Below are 18,706 nucleotides of genomic sequence, written 5' to 3' on the forward strand. Positions count from 1 at the left end.
CCGGCACTTCTGTGCCAGAGGGCGAGCCGGCCCAGCAACCACGCGGCCGGGAAGGGGAGCTCAGGGAAAGTGCCGGTCTGAATGTCCGGGCCGTCAGCCCCTCGGACGCCCTACGGACGCCCCTCAGACGCCCCTCAGACGCGCCTCATACGCGCCTCAGAAGAAGCCCGGCAGCAGGCCGCGCGGGTCGAAGTCGGGCCCCAGGGGCCACCACGACACGCTGCGCCCGTCGAGCACCCCCCACACCAGCAGCGCCACGCCGCCGACGAGGCAGAGCGTCACCAGGATCAGCGTCGGAGGGCCGTTCGGCACGGTGGCGCGCAGGACCGTCCGCGACCCGCGGCGGAGCGAGGTCGACGCGAGCCCCCACCAGCCGACGAACGCGCCGACGAGCGAGGCGGCGCCGACCACCAGCGGCAGGCCCGGCGCGAGGCCGCGCACCACCCCCGACGTCGACAGCAGCCCCGCCGAGACGACCGCGATGACCGCGGCGAGCCCGGCCGCCAGCAGCACCGACAGCACGGTCTCGAGGGCCGCCCACAGCAGGTGCCAGGGCGAGGCCAGCACGAGCACCGGCACGTCGCTGCGCCGCGGCCCCGCCTGGTGCCGTCGCAGCACGAGGGTCGTCAGGCTCTTGTCCACGGTGCGCGCGAGGACGCCCCACACGGCATACAGGGCCCACGCGAGCAGCGGCGCGGTCGCCGCCAGCCCCACGAACCCGACCAGCAGCGCGGCCAGCGTCCCGCGCCGCGAGCTGCGTCCGAGGCGCGGGTCCGGTCCGCCCTGCTCGCCCGGCAGCGGGGCCTGCGGCACGAGCGGGTATGCCGCTCCGTCACCCCGGTCCGTCTCCGGCCACGCCTGCCCGGCCGGCTCGGGCCACGCCTGCCCGGCCGTCTCGGGCCGCACCGGCGCCACGCGGGTCCGCTCGGGCGCCGCGTGCACCCGGGTCGCGTCGACCGGCTCCGCCTGGGTCATCCACACCGGCAGCGCACCCGTGACGTCCTCGTGGCGGGCGTAGCGCTCCAGCCCGTCCAGCACCTGCGCCTCGCTCGGGCGACGCGCGGGGTCGGGGTCGAGCGCCGCCTGCAGCAGCGGCGCGAGCTCGGGGTCGACGCCCTCCAGCTGCACGCGACCCCGCAGCACGCGGTCGAGCACGACGGTGAGCTGGCCGCGGCCGAAGGGCGGCCGGCCGGACGCGGCATACGCGAGGGTGGCGGCCCACCCCCACCAGTCGGTGGCCTCGCTCACCGAGCCTCCCTCGACGATCTCGGGCGAGAGGTAGCCGGGCGTGCCCATGACCAGCCCCGTCGCGGTGAGGCGCACGTCGTCGGCGACCTGGGCGATGCCGAAGTCGATGACGACCGGCTCGAGCAGGCCGTCAGGACCGGGGACGAGCAGCACGTTGCCGGGCTTGAGGTCGCGGTGGACGATGCCGGCCGCGTGGATCGCGTGCAGCGCCTCACCCAGCCCCCGGCCGAGGCGCAGCAGCTCCTCGCCCTGCAGCGGTCCGCGCTCGGCGACGACCTGGTCGAGCGGTGGCCCCGGGACGTACTCCGTGACGATGTAGGGAGCCGGCCCGTCGACGTCCGCGTCGATGACCGAGGCGATCCGGGGGTGGTGGACGCGCGCCAGCGTGTGCACCTCGCGCCGCAGGCGGGCGCGGGCGTGCTCGTCGTGGGCGATGTGCTCGCGCAGCACCTTGACGGCGACCTCCCGACCGCCGCGACCCTCGTCGGTCGCCCGCCAGACCACGCCCATCCCGCCCTCGCCCAGCCGCTCGGCGAGCGTGTATGGCCCCAGCTGGCGGGGCACGACCACGGGCACCGGGCGGGTCACCTCGGTGGCGGGCGTGCGGGGTCGCTCGGTGGTCACAGGGTCCACGGTATGCCGTCTCCTCGGCTCGGGCGTCCAGGTCGCCCGGGCAGGTGGGCGTAGGGGGCGGGCCCTAGGGTGGTGGCAGAGCCCGTGAGACCAACGACCGAGAGGCCACCATGGTTTCATCCACCAGCAGCACCTTCGACTTCGTCGTCGCGGCCAACCGGCTCCCGGTGGACCGCTCCGTCAGCCTCGACGGGACCGTCACCTGGACCACCAGCCCCGGGGGCCTCGTGACGGCGATGGAGTCCGTCATGCGGGACCGCGAGGCCGCCTGGGTCGGTTGGGCGGGCTTCCCCGGCGACGCGCCCGCGCCCTTCGACGACGGCCGGCTGCGGCTGCACCCCGTGGGCCTGAGCGCCGAGGACCTCACCGACTACTACGAGGGCTTCAGCAACGACACCCTGTGGCCGCTCTACCACGACGTCATCGTCCCGCCGACCTACCACCGCTCCTGGTGGAACGCCTACCGCCGGGTCAACGAGCGGTTCGCCGAGGCCGTCTGCGAGGTCGCCGCGGAGGGCGCGACGGTCTGGATCCACGACTACCAGCTGCAGCTGGTGCCAGCGATGGTCCGCGACCGCCGGCCGGACGTGCGGATCGGGTGGTTCAACCACATCCCGTTCCCGCCGGTCGAGCTCTTCGCCCAGCTGCCGTGGCGGGCCCAGGTGCTGCGCGGTCTGCTCGGCGCCGACTTCCTCGGCTTCCAGCGTCCCGACGACGCCCGCAACTTCCTGCGCTCCTGCCGTGCCGTCCTCGACGCCACCGTCAAGGGCGACACGGTGCGGTGGCAGGGCTCCGACGACGGTCGGCTCGGCGGGTCGCCCCGGGTCGCCCGCGCCGCCGCCGTGCCGATCTCCATCGACGCCCAGGGCCTGCGCGAGCTCGCCGACTCCCCCGCAGTGCGTGCCCGGGCCGCCGAGATCCGGGAGTCGCTGGGCAACCCGCAGGTCGTCCTCCTGGGCGTCGACCGGCTCGACTACACCAAGGGCCTGCGCCACCGGCTCCGCGCGATCGGAGAGCTGCTCGCCGACGGCGAGATCGCCCCTCCGGAGGTGACCTTCGTCCAGGTGGCGACCCCGAGCCGGGAGCGCGTGGAGGCCTACCGCACGCTGCGCCAGCAGATCGAGGGCACCGTCGGCCGGATCAACGGCGACTTCTCCCACCTCGGCGACACCGCCGTCCACTACCTGCACCAGTCCTACGGGCGGGAGGAGATGGCCGCGCTCTTCCAGGTGGCGGACGTCATGCTCGTCACGCCGCTGCGCGACGGGATGAACCTCGTCGCCAAGGAGTACGTCACCGCCCGCCACGACGGCGGTGGCGCCCTCGTCCTCTCGGAGTTCACCGGCGCCGCCGAGGAGCTGCACTCGGCCTACCTGTGCAACCCGCACGACATCGCCGGTCTCAAGGAGACGATCCTGCGCGCCATCCGCGACGACCACGAGGAGAAGCGCCGGCGGATGCGGATGATGCGCCGCCAGGTGCGCACCCGCGACGTCCAGGCCTGGGCCGACGACTTCCTGCGTGCCCTGGAGATGGCGCCGGCACGGCCGCCGCGGGCACGCCGGAGCATCTCGCGACTGATCTGACCCTTCCCCGACGACCTCTGCCAAGGAGAGCCCGTGACCCTGGACCCCGCCCTCGTCGACGCGCTCGGTGCCTTTGCCGCGCACCCCCGGGTGCTGGTGGCCACCGACTTCGACGGCGCCCTCGCCCCGCTCGTCCTCGACCCGATGGACTCCCGTCCCGTCGAGGGAGGTATGGAGTCGCTCGCCGCGCTCGCCGACCTCCCGGGCACGACGGTCGCCCTGGTCAGCGGGCGCGCGCTCGGCCCGCTGCGCCAGCTCTCCGGCGCGCAGGACCCGCTGCTGCTGATCGGCAGCCACGGCGCCGAGGACTCGCGCCGCCCGGACGGGCTGGCCCTCAGCGAGGAGCAGCGCACCCTGCTCACGCAGCTCGAGGACGCCCTCCGGGCGGTCGTCGAGCAGCACCCCGGCGCCCGGATCGAGGACAAGCCCGCCGGGCGGGTGCTGCACACGCGCGGCCTGCCGCCCGAGGTGAGCGGCGCCGCCCTGGCCGCGGCCACCGCCGTGGGCGAGCGGCATACCTCCCTGGTGGTGACCCCGGGCAAGGAGGTCGTCGAGCTCGCGGTCGCGCACGTCGGCAAGGGGGTGGCGCTGGTCGCGCTCGCCGAGGAGCTGGGCGTCGACGCCGTCCTCTACGCCGGCGACGACGTGACGGACGAGCACGCCTTCGTCGCGCTGGCGCAGGACACCGACCTCGCGCGGGCGGAGCGCCGGCTGACGATCCGGGTGGGCGACGGCGAGAGCGCGGCCCAGCACCGGGTGAACGACGAACGGGCGCTCGTGCGGGCCTTCGAGGTGCTGCTCAGCGCGCGAGCGGGGCGGTCGAACGACGGAGGATGAGCTCGGGCTCGAAAAGATACTCGCGGTGCTCGACCTTCTCCCCCGCGATCTCCTCGAGCACGGCGGTCACGGCCGCCTCGGCCATCGCGTTGACGTCCATGCGGACCGTCGTCAGCGGCGGGTCGATGAACGACATGAAGGGCACGTCGTCGCCGCCGATCACCGACAGGTCGCCCGGCACCGTCAGGCCCAGCTGCGTGGCGGCACGCAGGACACCGAGCGCCATGACGTCGGAGCCGGCGATGACCGCCGTGGCGCCCGCCTCGACGAGCGTGCGGGCGGCGGCGGCGCCGCCCTCGATCGTGAAGAGCGTGGTGCTGACGAGCTCATCGAGGTCGACACCGGGGACGTCCGCCATCGCCGCGCGGTAGCCGGCCACGCGCCGCTGCACAGGGACGTAGCGCGACGGCCCGGTGGCGAAGCCGATCCGCGTGTGGCCGAGGTCCCGCAGGTGCCGGACCGCCAGGTGCATCGCGGCGACGTCGTCGTGCGAGATGAAGGTGGCGTCGATGCCGTCGCGGTAGCCGTTGACCAGCGCGATCGGCAGACCACGGTCGCGCAGCTGGGTGTAGCGGTCCACGCTCGCGCGGGTGTCTGCGTGGAAGCCGCTGACGAAGACGATGCCGGAGACGCCGCGGGCGAGCAGCATCTGGACGTACTCGTCCTCATGGACCCCCCCTGGCGTCTGCGTGCACAGCACCGGGGTGAACCCGCCGGCTGCCAGCTGGGTCTCGATGACCTGCGCGAACATCGGGAAGACGGGGTTGGTGAGCTCCGGCACGACCAGCCCGATCAGGCCCGCGCTGTTGCGCTTGAGCTTGCTGGGCCGCTCGTAGCCGAGCACGTCGAGGGCCGTGAGCACGGCCTGCCGCGTGCTCGCCGCCACCCCGGGCTTGTCGTTGAGGACACGGCTGACCGTCGCCTCGCTGACGCCGGCGTGGGCCGCCAGGTCGGCCAGCCGGCCGCGAGGACCGGCCTCACCATTTCCGTCACCTCGCGCGAAGCTCGCCTCCGCGCTACCAATAAGTTTAGCCACCACGAACACTCACTTCCCGCATGAGCGCAGCCGGCAATTCGGGAACCCAAGACCAGAGGTTGACACTTGCCGCCTCGGCAATCAGCGTGATGCATTCATCCTCGAGAGCAGGCGCCCTGCCAAACAACAACCGACCTCCTTGGATGCCCGGAAGCAGCCCAGCATCCACGCTGAGCGGCTCATGCCCACGTCGGGATAAGTGAACCAGCACACACTCATCCTGATGCTCACGGACAAAAACTACAAAATCATCATCGGCGGCGACCCATCTAAGACCTCCTCTCGTCAAGGCGGTACTGGACCGACGTACGTTGATCAGTGCCGCGTAGACCCTCCACAACTCACTGGACTTGTCGACCCCTGACCATGGCATCGGCTTTCGCCCGTCCTCCCCCCACTCGCCTTCCATTCCAACCTCGTCGCCATAGGTCATCATTGGCACACCGGGCATCGCGAAAAGAAACCCCGCAGCCACTTCGACCAACCGAACGTTCCCCACCAAGGTCGCAATCCGGGTGGTGTCGTGCGATCCTAAGAGGTTCCAACTCGATCGTGTTACCTCCCAAGGCACTTGTGAAATGAACTCCTCCATCGTATCCACCACCGCCCTCCCACCCCTCTTCGGGACCAAAAGAGGCGACCCAAGGAAATTGGGAGCCTTGCGCGTGTCACGCAGCCAGGTCCATACCGGACGCGTGAACGCCGAGTAGTTCATGGCACCGTGCCAACCCGTCCCATCGACATCCCTTGCCAAGTCATGGCAGTGTTCAGCAATGACAACAGCATCGGGATTGGCTCGGACTGCAGCCTGCCGAGTTAGAAGCTGGACCTCCTCATAGTGGTCATCTGCACCGTGCCTGCCGGACATATTCGCCACATCAATCCGCCATCCGTCCAACGAGAACGGGGGCCTCAGCCAACGCTCAACAACGCTCTCAGGACCATCGAACAACTTTGCGCGAAGCGAATCACTTGCGTAGTTCAATTTTGGTAGACTCGGAACACCTAGCCAGCTCGCGTATCCAGACGCACCGTGATTAGAACCGAAATAGTAGTGGTCACGCGCTTCTGCATCATCACCCGAAGAAGCAGATACAAACCACTCATGCGTGACACCGGTGTGGTTCGTGGTGAAGTCACCAATCACCCGGAAGCCCCGTGCGTGTGCCTTTTCGGAAAGCCTCTGCAGCGCCGAACTGCCTCCCAGCAGCTCGTCGACCTCCGCGAATGTCCTCGCATCGTACCTGTGATTTGACTCACCCGGGAAAAATGGCGTGAGATACACAACGTTGACACCGAGCTCTTCAAGGTAATCCAATCTCTCTGCCACACCGTCAAGGTCTCCGCCGAATACTTGTGCACCGACCCCGGGCATCTCACCTTCCACGGGTTCGTTCCATTGCGCAGGCATGGCCCACCTGGGCCACGATCTATGGTCGGCAGCAGACGACCGAGCGAAACGATCAGGAAAGATCTGGTATACAACAGCGTCCCCGAGCCACTTGGGCGCCGCACACGCAACCAGCCTGAAGTCGTCCGCGTCAGGAACGTCCCGCCAGTGCACACCAGTCCCGTTGTACCAAACGTACTCACCGTCCTTGATCTCCACAATAAATCGGTAATTAACTACAACATTTCGTTGCTCGATCTGCACGCTCCACCAACTCTCGTGCCCGTTGCGAACCAACTCTCGAGCCCTTTCAAAGCGAGGCTCGTGATCCTTAAGGTAGCGCACATAGACACTGTGGACCTCACCGAGCCCAGCAGAGTGCGGTAAGCGCAGACGAAGAGTCACCGAGTCCCCGGGCGAAGGCCTCGACGGCGTGACGTACAGTTCCGAGCCGTCATGATGCGGACGACAAATCCTGGTCAGAGAAGAACTAGTCACTTGACCGACCCCTGTGTTAGACCACCGATCAGTTGTCGCTGGAGGGCAAGGTAAAGCAGAACCACTGGCACAGACGCGATAAGCGCACCCGCAACAAACTGCCCAAATAGTCGGTCTTGATCCGCATTCCGCGTCTGCCACAGGCCGACAGCAAGCGTCTGGCTATCGACATTGGTGAGAAAAATGCTGGCAAGCAAGAACTCGCCCCAAAGTCCAACAAAGGCCAGCATGCCGACCGTCGCCAAGATGGGAGCGACGAGTCGAAGGGTCAGAGTGAAGAAGATCCGGGCATGCGAGGCACCGTCGACCTTTGCTGCCTCGTCGAGTTCCTTAGGAACAGTATCAAAGTAGCCCTTCAGGAGCCAAATGTTTGCACCCATGGCCCCCCCGAGGTAGACGAGAATTAGGCCTCCCAGCGTATTCAGGCCTACCCCAGGAAACAGCTCGCCCACCTTCGCAAATGTAAGATAGATTGCCGCGAAGCCAAGGATGGCGGGGAACATTTGTATGAGGAGTATTGCAAGGAGACCCACCCGGCGACCTTGCCACCGCAGTCGAGAAAATGCATAAGCCGCCGCAGCACCTAGGAGAACAGTGAAGATGGAGCCCAATCCGCAAATCAGAATCGAGTTTCGCATCCAAGTCCAAAACGGCCGGATAGGGTCGTTGAAAAGCTTCTCAAAGTTCCTCACCCCTGGTGCCGATGGCAGCAGACCCGACGTGGAAAGGGTCCCAGCGTTATTGAATGCCGACGAAACAATAAAGACTATTGGAAACAGTGCGAAGGCTAGAGCTAGCAAGGCCAATAGATGACGCCACCAGACACCGGTGTTGTACTGTGACCGCAGAAGCCCTCCTTTGGACTGATGGCCTGACCCAATCTTGGTCTCCGCTTGGAGCATGGCGCTGGGCTGAAAGTCAGTCATATCAGTTCACATCCTCAAGGGCACTCGTCTGCCTAAAGCCCAAATAGCTAATCACTGCAACGATGATGAAGATAAACACCGAGATGGCGCCCGCGAATCCAAAGTTTGGCGTCGTACCCCCAATGGCGAGCCGGTAGGCCATCGTGATGAGGAGGTCCGTTGATCCGATCATACTCTGCCCTCCTTCGAAGGGCCCACCACCAGTAAGCAAGAAGATCAGCCCAAAGTTGTTGAAATTGAACGCAAAACTCGCAATGAGAAGCGGTCCGACGGCAACGAGAAGCAACGGCATGATGATGGAGCGGACCGTCCTGAACGCACTCGCGCCGTCGATCGCGGCCGCCTCCCTCACGTCACTTGGTATCGCCTGGAGCGCCCCGGTGCACACGATGAACATGTATGGGAATCCGAGCCACAAGTTTGTGATCAGGATTGCAATTTTGGCGAGTGTGCCATCCCCAAGCCAGTTGATGTTGAGGTGGAACAGCTCATTGATTAACCCAAAGTCACGGTTGTACATCGAGCCCCAAACTAGAGCCGTGATGTATCCAGGCAACGCGTACGGCAGAATGAGCAGTGAACGGTAGACCGCCTTCCCCTTCAACCTGGGGTCATTCAACAGTAGCGCTAGGAACATTCCCAGCAGGAAGGTGGTAATCACAGACAGGAACGCGAAGACAAAGTTCCAGACGATGACGTTCACAAAGCCCGTTCGCAGCTGGGGATCAGTTAGCGCGCGGGTGTAGTTATCGAACCCAACGTTCTCCACCCAACCCTGCGGCAATCCGGACCCGACGCCGTCCCGTGGCACGAATCGAGCATCTTTGACGACGAAGACTTGCCCTGTAACCTTGTCCTGGATGGTATCTGACGACGCGTCGTAGACGCGGGTTGCCTCGCCAATGAAGGCTTCCGAGAGTCCGATCATCTTGATGCCTCCAGACTCGGTAGGCACGGCGAACTCCGACAGCTCAACGCTACGGGCGTTCACCTGGCTACCGGTCAGGACAGTATACCCGTCCGCCTCCGTAATGCGCCCACGCTCACTGGTCTGCACGGATTCCGGATCCACGGGTTCTAATCCGTCAAGCGAGCCAGCATTGATGCTCCCGTCAGGGCTTGTCAACAAAAAGACAATTTCTCCAGTTGCCGGATCCTGCCCCTCGGGGATGGCGACGGCCAGTCCATACCTCTGAGAACCCTCCACCTGACGCACGGAGCTGGCCTCGATGGCCTGTATGGCTTCTTCCTTGCTCACCAGATGCCCGTACCCGTAGTTGGTAAAGGACATGCCGACCGTGTAGACGATAGGCCAGATCTGAAGAGCGAGAGTCAGGAGTATCCCGGGATAGAGGTACTTGAAGGGCACGCATCTACGCGTCGCGTAGACGATCAAGACGCCCATGGCAACGAACGCAGTGATGACAACGAAGAGCCAGTGGCCCGCTTCGGCCAGCACTGTGGCGGCGTAGAAGAGAATCGTGATAGATAGGAGAATCAGACCCCATTTGAGACTCTTCGCCCACCAGGGCTCTCCTCTCTCAAATTTGAGTTGCTGCTCAGTCTCCGGCGATTCCGTCACCATATGTTTCACCTCAGGACAACACAACGTTTACGCCCGCATCCTCGCGAGCCGGGATGAGTGGGGTGGCCCGTCGGCCGCCAAGCCTGGGGTGGCGGCCGACGGTGGCTTTGTCAGCCGATATTCGCCACAATCTCCTTCTGGGCGTCCTTCAGTCGGGACTCTACATCGTCCCCGCCGATGATGTCCGCCGTGGCCTGGCCAAGAGGCTGCCAGACGGACGCCATCTGAGGAATGTTGGGCATCGGCGGAGCACCCTTGCCCGCTTCCGAGAATCCTGCAAGGTCCTCATCCTTCGCGGAGACCTCTTCCAAGGCTTCGAGCAGAGCTGGCGCCCGCTCGCCTGCGTTCTCATACATCGCCATTTGAAGATCAGCGGAGGGCACATACTGATTGACGAATTCCTGCGCCATCGCCGGGTTCTTGGCATCAGACGAGACGTAGAACATCTGGACGCCAAGGAACGGGAGCGGCTTGCCGCCATCTTGGAATTCCGGGATCGGCGAGATTGCGTAGTTGATACCGGCCTCGGCGGCACCCGTGGTGCTCCACGGTCCAGTGATCATGTACGGCAGACGCCCCTCGGCGAACATTGCGGCCATCGCGGTCCCGTCCATGTTCACATTGAGGGCCTTCTCTTCGGCCAGCCAGGCCATCTTCTCCGCGCCCTTGATGGTTTCGGGGCTATCAATGATTACCTTGCTGGCGTCCCAGCCCCCGTCGGCATTCTGACCGAAGATTCCGCCCCCGTAAGCGTCCAGCCACGGGAAAGCGTGGTAGGCGTCACCCACGAGGCCCACCGGTGCACCCATGGGTGCATCGGCGTCGCCCGCTTCCACAAGCTCTGCTCCGTGCGCCACAAGTTCCTCCATGGTCGCAGGAACATTGGGGGCAAGGTCCGTGTTGCGCATGAGCGCCAGGTTCTCTGTCGCATACGGCACTCCGTAGATCTGGCCGTCAAACTTTGTTGCCTCGATGGATTCGGGAACGAACTGTGCCTGAACATCATCGGCCAACGGCACTGGCGCAACGCTTCCGTTCTGCACGAACTCGCCTAGCCAGTCATGCGCACCAACGATGATGTCTGGCCCCTGGCCGACCGTGTGAGCCTGACTGAACTGGGCGCGGACGTCCGTGGACACCTGTACCTGTGTCGTGATGCCGTACTCGTCCCCGAACTGCTTCGCGAACTCCTTGAGGGCCTCTGCCCGATCATTGTCCGCCCAGATCACAAGCTCGGCGTTAGCGTCACGGACGGGCGCTTCAGTGGACTCAGCGTCGTCCGCGGGAGCAGCCTCTACGTCGGTCTCTGCCGCACTGTCTTCGGCGGTATTTTCAGCAGCGTCACCGGCTGATGCAGTGTCGCCCGTGGATGAGGGTGTCTCGGTCGTGTTGCTGCCTCCGCCGCAGGCAGACAACAGCAAAGCCGCAGCCGCAGAAACGGCAACGGCACGAGTGGTGCGCTTCATGGTTCTCCTTCGAACTGTGTGGCCGTGCCCTCGCCGTCGTCTGTCGGGAGGGCACTTATGGACGTCTTGTCCCATGCACGACGTAGCCCAAGCATGGGGCCGTGAAGAATCGCGCAAAATCTTGCAGAGTGTGCCAGTTGCCCGTCTGCGACAACCAAGCCCGCACACTACGGCTGCCAGGTATACACCGGCGAGTCGGTTGCGCCAGTGTTTGGAACCAGATATGTTCGGTTGTTACCCCCCTCCCATGTCACGGTCCCGTCAGAGGACTTCTTGATCAGCTTAAACTCGACTTGCTCGCCCCCAGGCATACTAACTGGGAGGAACCACTCTGGGTATTCTGGGTTGAAGAATGGGCCGACTGCTTCAGCAGGATCCCAAGCACCCAGTTCTGCGACGTTACCAACAAGGTATATTTGCTCGCCTGGAACCGTCGTGACATTCGCATGAACGATAACCTGTGTCTGCGATCCTGTTTTTACCTTGTACGCAAAAGAGTTGGACTGGCCCATGTCATTTTGGACAACAACGGGCTGTTCGCCGGAACCCACTGCAGGCACTGTGAAGATTATCTGATCGTCGCTCCAACACTCGATGGCAGCCGCAACACCACCTACGGTAACAGTACCTGGCATTCCGAATGCGCTTCCGTCTATGGAAACGCTATACCCAGGCGCACCCTGCGTAGGCCCCACCGCGCCGACCTTGGGGTTTCCGCCAACAGGCTCCACATAGGACCAAACACCAATCTCACTCGGTCCGAGCTCGTACGTCGCGACCGAACCATCAGCATTGGCCACCAGGGGCCCACCGCTGTGCGTTCCCGTTAGGACGTCTTGATGGGTACCGGCTGGGAGATCTGTGGTCAAGCCAGTCAGATTATAGGTCGCCCCACTCCGGTTAAGCGCAACTACGACAACACTTCCATAGAACTTTCGCTGCACCACGAGGACGTCCTGGTTCACCCACCGAGTTGTGGTTCCGCCATAACGGAGGGCCGGATTCTCGGCCCGAAGATCCGCCAGTTTCCGGATCATTTGATAGGCAGGAGTTGTTGTGTCGAAGCTGCCCATCCACTTACGACCAGCGTCGCCATTTGACCCAGTCATGTACTGCTCGGTGCCGTAATAGATCACTGGCGTCCCTCGACTTGTCAACAGAAACGCTAACGCACTGTGGAGAACTCCTTGGTTGCCCTGAATGCTAGCGAGACGCGACTTATCGTGACTGTCCAACCATGTGACCGCATCATTTTCGTACTTGTAGTCGGCCGCAGTGTATTCGAGCATGTGGGACAGGTCGTTCATATCCTTCGAGAATGATCCAAAGACATCCCGAGAGATGTTTGCAAACTCGAAGTCCAGGATGTTGATCCCCGTTGCTTCAGGCGAGGTTCGGTAGTCATCGTACTTCGGATCTGGCGAGCCGATGAAATACTCCCCGAAATGAAAAGCGCCGCCTTGTCGGTTGATTTCGTCTGCAAAGACAGTCCTGAAAGCTTCGGTCTGATGTAGAGTCGCATCGTTGCGGATTCCGTCCACGCCGTGAGCAAGCCAAGTACTCATGGCGTCTGTCAAGTAGCGCTGGACCGCGTCATTCTCGGTCGACAGGTCCGCCAATTTTGTTAGGTCTCGATATTGGAAGTCGTAGTCGCTAGTTTGATCGTTCCCACGCTCGCCTAGATGGTGGAAATAGCCCTGCGTATCCGAGGAATAGCGCCCGACGAGTAGCCCGTCGCGGTAGAATCCGGCGTTTTCCACGCTATCGACATGATTCGTGTGATTCGGGGCGAAATCGATGATAACTTTGATGCCGTGCGCATGGGCCGCCTCGACTAATGCATCAAAGTCCGCCCAAGACCCCCAATGCTCGTCCGGGACGAAGTAGTCCTTGGCCCAGAATCCGTGGTAACCGTTGTAGTAATTCCCGTTCTCAAGGTAGGCATCATCGAGGTTGTTGTACGGAGGGGAAATCCATACTGCCCCGATGCCCATGCCTGCGAGGTACGGCATTTTTTGCGCGAGCCCCTGCCAATCTCCGCCGAAGTATCTATTGATGTCTGTTCGTGCTGGGTCGTATGCGTTTGGCTTGCCATATGGGTTATTATTGGCGGGGTTACCATCGGCGAAGCGATCGGTGAGAACTTGGTAGATGACATCGCCCTCATAGTTGTTCCTGTTCCCCACACTGAGCGCGGAGCAATCTCCCGCAGCATCTGCTGTCATGCTCGGTCGAACCATTCCTGCCGCCACCGTCAGTGGGCCAGCACTGATCATGGCGAGGACTAGCGTCTTGGCGATTCGCTTCATTGGGACTCTCCTTCGCTCCTCAGGCCACTGGGCGGCCCCGCCAAGCCACTATGGCAGAACTTGCAACCGGCGCGCAAGAGCTTGCTGCAGACGACTGTCGCGGCCTACCTGCTACGGTGATCCACGTCACCGGCAGCGTTGCCCTGGCCCGCTCAGATGCGGTCCATTGCCGCCGACGGCGACTGGCTCCGCGGCGCCGTCGCGGGGTTCCTTTACGACGGATCGTCCGGCACGTACCTGCCGGTGAAGGAGAACCACCATGGCAACCGTGACCTATGACAAGGCCACCCGCATCTACCCCGGCGCCGACACACCCTCGGTCGACCAGCTCGACATCGAGGTCGCCGACGGCGAGTTCCTCGTGCTCGTCGGGCCGTCGGGCTCCGGCAAGTCGACCGCGCTGCGCATGCTGGCCGGCCTGGAGGAGGTGAACGGCGGGCGCATCCTCATCGGCGACCGCGACGTCACCCACATGCCGCCCAAGGACCGCGACGTGGCGATGGTCTTCCAGAACTACGCGCTCTACCCGCACATGTCGGTGGCCGACAACATGGGCTTCGCGCTCAAGATCGCCGGCAAGCCCAAGGCCGAGATCCGCCAGCGCGTCGAGGAGGCCGCCAAGATCCTCGACCTGGAGCCCTACCTGGAGCGCAAGCCCAAGGCGCTCTCCGGTGGTCAGCGTCAGCGCGTCGCCATGGGTCGCGCGATCGTGCGTCAGCCGCAGGTCTTCCTGATGGACGAGCCGCTGTCCAACCTCGACGCCAAGCTGCGCGTGCAGACCCGCACCCAGATCGCCTCGTTGCAGCGCCGTCTCGGCGTCACCACCGTCTACGTCACCCACGACCAGGTCGAGGCGATGACGATGGGCGACCGCGTCGCGGTGCTCAACTTCGGCGTGCTGCAGCAGGTCGACACCCCGCGGCGGATGTACGACCACCCCGACAACGTCTTCGTCGCCGGCTTCATCGGCTCCCCCGCCATGAACCTCATGTCGGTGCCGGTCGCCGACGGCGGCCTCAAGCTCGGCGACTACGTGCAGCCCGTCGAGCGCGACGTGCTGGGCAAGGCCACGGGCAGCGAGGTCGTCCTGGGCGTGCGCCCCGAGGACCTGGAGATCTCCGACTCCGGCCGCGGCCTGGCGATCGAGGTCGACGTGGTCGAGGAGCTCGGCGCGGACGCCTACATCTACGGCTCCATGCCCGGCCAGGACGCCGGCGACAAGCCGTTCATCGCCCGCGTGGACGGCCGGACCCCGCCGGCCAAGGGCGAGGTCGTGCACTTCCAGCCCAAGGGCGAGCACCTGCACATCTTCAACGCCGAGAGCGGCGAGCGCATCAGCGACTGACGCGCTCGACGACGCCGCAGCGCGGCGCTGACGGAGGGGCCGGTGGCGACACCGGCCCTTCTGGCTGCCCGGTTCGGGAGCGGGTGGCCCTAGGCTGTTCGGATGGCGATCGACATCACGGCGATCTCGCCGAACCCGGCGCTGCTCGACCTCCCGTGGAGCGTCCCGCTCGAGGACTGGCCCGAGGAACACCTCGCCGCGCTCCCCCGCGGCATCTCGCGGCACGTGGTCCGATTCGTGCGGCTGGGCCAGGAGGTCATCGCGGTCAAGGAGATCAGCGAGCCACTGGCGCGCCGGGAGTTCCAGACGCTGCGCAACCTGCGCCGGCTCGGACAGCCTGCTGTCGAGCCTCTGGCCGTGGTCTCGGGGCGGGTGGCCGGGGACGGCACCGCCCTCGATGCCTGCCTCATCACCCGGCACCTTCGCTTCTCCCTCCCGTACCGCGCCGTCTTCTCCCAGCGTCTGCGCGACGACACCGCCCGCCGCACCCTTGACGCGCTCGCGGTCCTGCTCGTCCGGCTCCACCTGGCCGGGGTCTTCTGGGGTGACGTGTCGCTGTCCAACACGCTGTTCCGCCGGGACGCCGGCGACTTCGCCGCCTATCTCGTCGACGCCGAGACCGCCGAGATCCATCCGGAGCTCTCCCGTGGCCAGCGCGAGCACGACCTCTTCGTCGCCCACGGCAACATCGCAGGCGAGCTGATGGACCTCGAGGCCGGCGGGCACCTCGACGAGGGCGAGGACCCGATCGAGATCGCCAACCGGATCATGCACCGCTACGACCTCCTCTGGAACGAGCTGACGAGCGAGGAACGCTTCGAACGCGGTGACCGGTGGAAGGTCGACGAGCGGATCCGGCGGCTCAACAACCTCGGGTTCGACGTCGACGAGCTGGAGATGAGCACCGACCTCGACGGGACCACGATCCGCATCCAGCCCAAGGTGGTCGACGCCGGCCACCACTCCCGTCGGCTCATGCGCCTCACCGGTCTGGACGTGGAGGAGAACCAGGCTCGGCGGCTGCTCAACGACCTCGACTCCTACCGCGCGGCCACCCACCGACAGGGCGACGACGAGGAGCTCGTGGCGCACGCCTGGCTCAACCAGATCTACGAGCCGATCACCCGCACCGTCCCACCGCAGCTGCGCGACAAGCTCGAACCCGCCGAGATCTTCCACGAGCTGCTCGAGCACCGGTGGTACCTGTCCGAGCGGGCCGGGCACGACATACCGATCGAGGACACCGTGAGGGACTACGTCGCGACGGTCCTACCCGGCCGGCCGGACGAGGTGACCGTGCTCGGCGTCGACACCGAGGAGATCCCCATCACCGCGATCCTGGACTCGTAGCGCCCAAGGGTTGCGAGCCCGGCTCGTGCGCGGGCCCAGTGCCCGCCGGCAGCCATGGGAGCAGGGCGCGCAGGCTCGGCGGCCCCTTGTGGGAAGTCAGCCAAGGGCGGGAGCATGAGGTGACGCGAGGCCCGCGCCGTCCACCCGACGAGGAGCGCCATGAAGACCCCCTACCCCGGTGACCAGGTGCTCGACATCGACCAGGCGCTGGCCGCGGCTACCCGCTACGAGAAGAAGCTGCCCGAGGCGAGCGCCGATCCTGCACCGCCCGCGGACCCCCAGTCCCGGAGGCGCAAGAAGTACGTCCTGGAGTCCCTGAGCGCCGAACGGGCACGCGCGATCGTGGCTGAGGCGGAGGCCCACCCCTCGGGGCCCGAGCCGGTCGCGGCCGCGCCGGCCCCTGGACCCGCACCGACCGCCGAGCCGACGACCGTCCCACCGTCCGAGGGCCCCTCGCCCGTCATCGTCGTGCCACCGGCGACGGTCCTCGCCGAGACCCCGACGACGGCCCAGGACACGCTGTCGACCTTGGCGCAGGAGCGCATCATCGGCTCCTCCGACCTGCAGGACATCAACTACCTCGAGCTGGCCGTCGCGGTCGCGCGCGCCGTCTGCCGGATCCGCATCGGGGCGGGCGCCGGCACCGGCTTCCTGGTCGGTCCGGGGCTGGTGATGACCAACAACCACGTGATCCGCTCCGCGGACGCCGCCCTCACCGCCGAGGCGCAGTTCGACTACCAGGAGAACGCCTCCGGCGAGCTGCTCCCGGTCCAGTCCTTCCGCTTCGACCCGGCCCGGTTCTTCGTCACGGACCCGGTCCTCGACTTCACCGTCGTGGCCGTCCAGCCCACCTCCGGCAGGGGCGTGCCGGTCTCGGGCTACCCCTGGGTGCAGCTCATCGCGACGCTCGGCAAGGCCGAGGCGGGCGAGCCGGTCAACATCGTCCAGCACCCCCGGGGCGGCCTGAAGCAGGTGGCGCTGCGCAGCAACGACGTCATCCTCATCCCCAGCGGGAAGTCCGACTTCCTCTACTACACGACGGACACCGAGCCCGGCTCCTCGGGCTCCCCCTGCTTCAACGACCAGTGGGAGCTCATCGCGCTGCACCACTCCGGCGTGCCCCGCACCGACGGCGACCGGATCCTGCGTCGCGACGGCACGCCCTGGGACCAGGCGGTCGACGACCCCGGCCTCATCGACTGGATCGCCAACGAGGGCGCGCGCGTCTCGGCGATAGTCGCCTCGCTGAGGGCGATGGACCTCGCCCAGCTGCCCGCGGACCTGCGCGAGGAGATGCTCACCGCGACCCCGCCCAACCCGGTCGAGCTCGCCCGCCGCGGCGCGCCGGGGCCGGAGCGTATGCCGTCGCCCTCGACCGTGGTCGCGGCCGGGGCTGGCGCCGGGGCGGGGGTGGCCGTGCCCGGGCCGGGCGGGTCGGTCTCGTTCACCGTCCCCCTGACCGTCACCGTGTCCCTGGGGACGGCCGCGGCACCGGGCGGCGCGCTCCCGCTCGGTGCCGCGGGAGCGTCGACGGACCTCCCGCCGGACTCCACCCTGCAGGAGGTCGCTGTGGACGCCGACTGGGGCGGCCGCCGCGGCTACGACCCGGGCTTCCTCGGCATACGGGTCCCCCTCCCCCGGCTCTCGCGGGCGATGAAGGCCCGCAGCGTGGTGGTGCCGGAGCGGTTCCGGGTCGGCCGCGACCGCCACGTGCTCGCCTACCACCACTTCTCGCTCGCCATGAACTCCGAGCGCCGGTTCGCGTGGTACAGCGCCGCCAACGTCGACGGCCAGGCCCGCCCGGACCTGCCCAGGCGCCGCGACCGCTGGTTCGTGGACCCGCGCATCGACGACCCCCGCGCTCCCGTCCACCAGCTGGGCGAGGACCTGTACGCGGCGAAGAACACCGACCGCGGGCACCTGACACGCTACGCCGACGTCGCCTGGGGCACGGTGGAGGAGGCGATGGCCGCGGCCGCCGACTCCTTCCACTTCACCAACGCCTGCCTGCAGCTGGACGGCTTCAACCAGCGCACCGCCCGTTGGCAGGGCATCGAGCAGTTCCTGCTGGAGCGCAAGGCCACCGCGGAGCAGCGGCGCATCAGCGTCGCCACCGGCCCGGTGTTCCGCGCGAGCGACCCGGCATACCGCAACGACCACATGGACGCGCCGGCGCGGATCCCCCTCGCCTTCTGGAAGGTGTGCGCCCTGGTGCGCCCGGACGGGACGCTGTCGGCCACGGCGTTCGTGCTGGACCAGCAGGACATCACCGGCCTGCCCGGCTTCGAGGCCACCCTCGACGTCGCGACGGTCCAGACCACCGTGGCCGCGGTCGAGGAACTCACGGGGCTCACCTTCCCGGTCCTGCGCGACCACGACCACCTGGCCGCCGGCGGGGACCCGGGCACCCTCGAGGTCTCGGGACGCAGGGTGATCCCGATCCGGGCCTACGACGACATCATGATCTGACACCAGCGACGTGGGGCCGGACACTCAC

General features: G+C 66.1%; 12 protein-coding genes. 5 read left to right on the forward strand and 7 right to left on the reverse strand.

Annotated elements, in window-relative coordinates; translation table 11 throughout:
- Nucleotides 1-156: 156 nt before the first annotated feature.
- Complete coding sequence (locus IEV65_RS12540; protein WP_188431297.1) at nt 157-1,872, reverse strand: serine/threonine-protein kinase; 1,716 nt, start codon at nt 1,870-1,872, stop codon at nt 157-159.
- A gap of 119 nt (nt 1,873-1,991) precedes the next feature.
- On the opposite strand from IEV65_RS12540, the gene IEV65_RS12545 reads away from it, so the two are divergent.
- Both IEV65_RS12545 and otsB read left to right on the forward strand, forming a co-directional pair.
- The gene (locus IEV65_RS12545; RefSeq protein WP_188431299.1) at nt 1,992-3,467 is read left to right on the forward strand and encodes an alpha,alpha-trehalose-phosphate synthase (UDP-forming); all 1,476 of its coding nucleotides are present in this window, start codon (nt 1,992-1,994) and stop codon (nt 3,465-3,467) included.
- 33 nt (nt 3,468-3,500) lie between these two features.
- A complete protein-coding gene (gene otsB, locus IEV65_RS12550) occupies nt 3,501-4,304 on the forward strand; it encodes a trehalose-phosphatase (protein ID WP_188431301.1) in 804 nt (267 codons plus the stop codon).
- On the opposite strand, the gene IEV65_RS12555 is transcribed toward otsB, so the two are convergent.
- The 6 genes from IEV65_RS12555 to IEV65_RS12580 all read right to left on the reverse strand — a co-directional run bounded on the left by IEV65_RS12555 (nt 4,267) and on the right by IEV65_RS12580 (nt 13,514).
- Nucleotides 4,267-5,262 carry a LacI family DNA-binding transcriptional regulator gene (locus tag IEV65_RS12555; RefSeq protein WP_188431605.1) on the reverse strand — a complete coding sequence of 332 codons (996 nt, stop codon included), beginning with the start codon at nt 5,260-5,262 and terminating at the stop codon, nt 4,267-4,269. The genes otsB and IEV65_RS12555 overlap by 38 nt on opposite strands.
- Before the next feature lie 70 nt (nt 5,263-5,332).
- Nucleotides 5,333-7,228 (reverse strand): glycoside hydrolase family 13 protein, encoded by a 1,896-nt coding sequence (locus IEV65_RS12560; protein ID WP_443093929.1) that lies wholly within the window; start codon nt 7,226-7,228, stop codon nt 5,333-5,335.
- A complete protein-coding gene (locus IEV65_RS12565; RefSeq protein ID WP_188431305.1) occupies nt 7,225-8,154 on the reverse strand; it encodes a sugar ABC transporter permease in 930 nt (309 codons plus the stop codon). Before IEV65_RS12565 ends, IEV65_RS12560 begins: the two co-directional genes overlap by 4 nt.
- 1 nt (nt 8,155) lies before the next feature.
- Nucleotides 8,156-9,739 (reverse strand): ABC transporter permease subunit, encoded by a 1,584-nt coding sequence (locus tag IEV65_RS12570; RefSeq protein ID WP_188431307.1) that lies wholly within the window; start codon nt 9,737-9,739, stop codon nt 8,156-8,158.
- 110 nt (nt 9,740-9,849) lie between these two features.
- Nucleotides 9,850-11,205 (reverse strand): sugar ABC transporter substrate-binding protein, encoded by a 1,356-nt coding sequence (locus IEV65_RS12575; protein WP_188431309.1) that lies wholly within the window; start codon nt 11,203-11,205, stop codon nt 9,850-9,852.
- A 167-nt stretch (nt 11,206-11,372) separates the two neighbouring features.
- On the reverse strand, nt 11,373-13,514 hold the full coding sequence (locus tag IEV65_RS12580; RefSeq protein ID WP_188431311.1) for an alpha-amylase family glycosyl hydrolase: 2,142 nt from the start codon (nt 13,512-13,514) through the stop codon (nt 11,373-11,375).
- 259 nt (nt 13,515-13,773) lie between these two features.
- Between IEV65_RS12580 and IEV65_RS12585 the strand changes: the two genes are divergently transcribed.
- The 3 genes from IEV65_RS12585 to IEV65_RS12595 all read left to right on the forward strand — a co-directional run bounded on the left by IEV65_RS12585 (nt 13,774) and on the right by IEV65_RS12595 (nt 18,678).
- Nucleotides 13,774-14,859, forward strand: coding sequence for an ABC transporter ATP-binding protein (locus IEV65_RS12585; protein ID WP_188431313.1), 1,086 nt, complete (start codon nt 13,774-13,776; stop codon nt 14,857-14,859).
- 102 nt (nt 14,860-14,961) lie between these two features.
- Complete coding sequence (locus IEV65_RS12590) at nt 14,962-16,209, forward strand: DUF4032 domain-containing protein (protein ID WP_188431315.1); 1,248 nt, start codon at nt 14,962-14,964, stop codon at nt 16,207-16,209.
- A 159-nt stretch (nt 16,210-16,368) separates the two neighbouring features.
- Nucleotides 16,369-18,678, forward strand: a complete 2,310-nt coding sequence (locus IEV65_RS12595) for a DNA/RNA non-specific endonuclease (protein WP_188431317.1) — start codon at nt 16,369-16,371, stop codon at nt 18,676-18,678.
- The last annotated feature ends 28 nt before the right edge of the window (nt 18,679-18,706 follow it).

The sequence above is a fragment of the Ornithinimicrobium tianjinense genome (genome assembly GCF_014636495.1).
Taxonomy (GTDB): domain Bacteria; phylum Actinomycetota; class Actinomycetes; order Actinomycetales; family Dermatophilaceae; genus Ornithinicoccus; species Ornithinicoccus tianjinensis.

Bases quoted from the DNA above. Each gene is read 5' to 3' on its own strand.
- IEV65_RS12545 (WP_188431299.1), top strand. From the start codon at position 1,992: ATGGTTTCATCCACCAGCAGCACCTTCGACTTCGTCGTCGCGGCCAAC.
- IEV65_RS12565 (WP_188431305.1), bottom strand. From the start codon at position 8,154: ATGACTGACTTTCAGCCCAGCGCCATGCTCCAAGCGGAGACCAAGATT.
- IEV65_RS12570 (WP_188431307.1), bottom strand. From the start codon at position 9,739: ATGGTGACGGAATCGCCGGAGACTGAGCAGCAACTCAAATTTGAGAGA.
- IEV65_RS12575 (WP_188431309.1), bottom strand. From the start codon at position 11,205: ATGAAGCGCACCACTCGTGCCGTTGCCGTTTCTGCGGCTGCGGCTTTG.
- IEV65_RS12580 (WP_188431311.1), bottom strand. From the start codon at position 13,514: ATGAAGCGAATCGCCAAGACGCTAGTCCTCGCCATGATCAGTGCTGGC.
- IEV65_RS12585 (WP_188431313.1), top strand. From the start codon at position 13,774: ATGGCAACCGTGACCTATGACAAGGCCACCCGCATCTACCCCGGCGCC.
- IEV65_RS12590 (WP_188431315.1), top strand. From the start codon at position 14,962: ATGGCGATCGACATCACGGCGATCTCGCCGAACCCGGCGCTGCTCGAC.
- IEV65_RS12595 (WP_188431317.1), top strand. From the start codon at position 16,369: ATGAAGACCCCCTACCCCGGTGACCAGGTGCTCGACATCGACCAGGCG.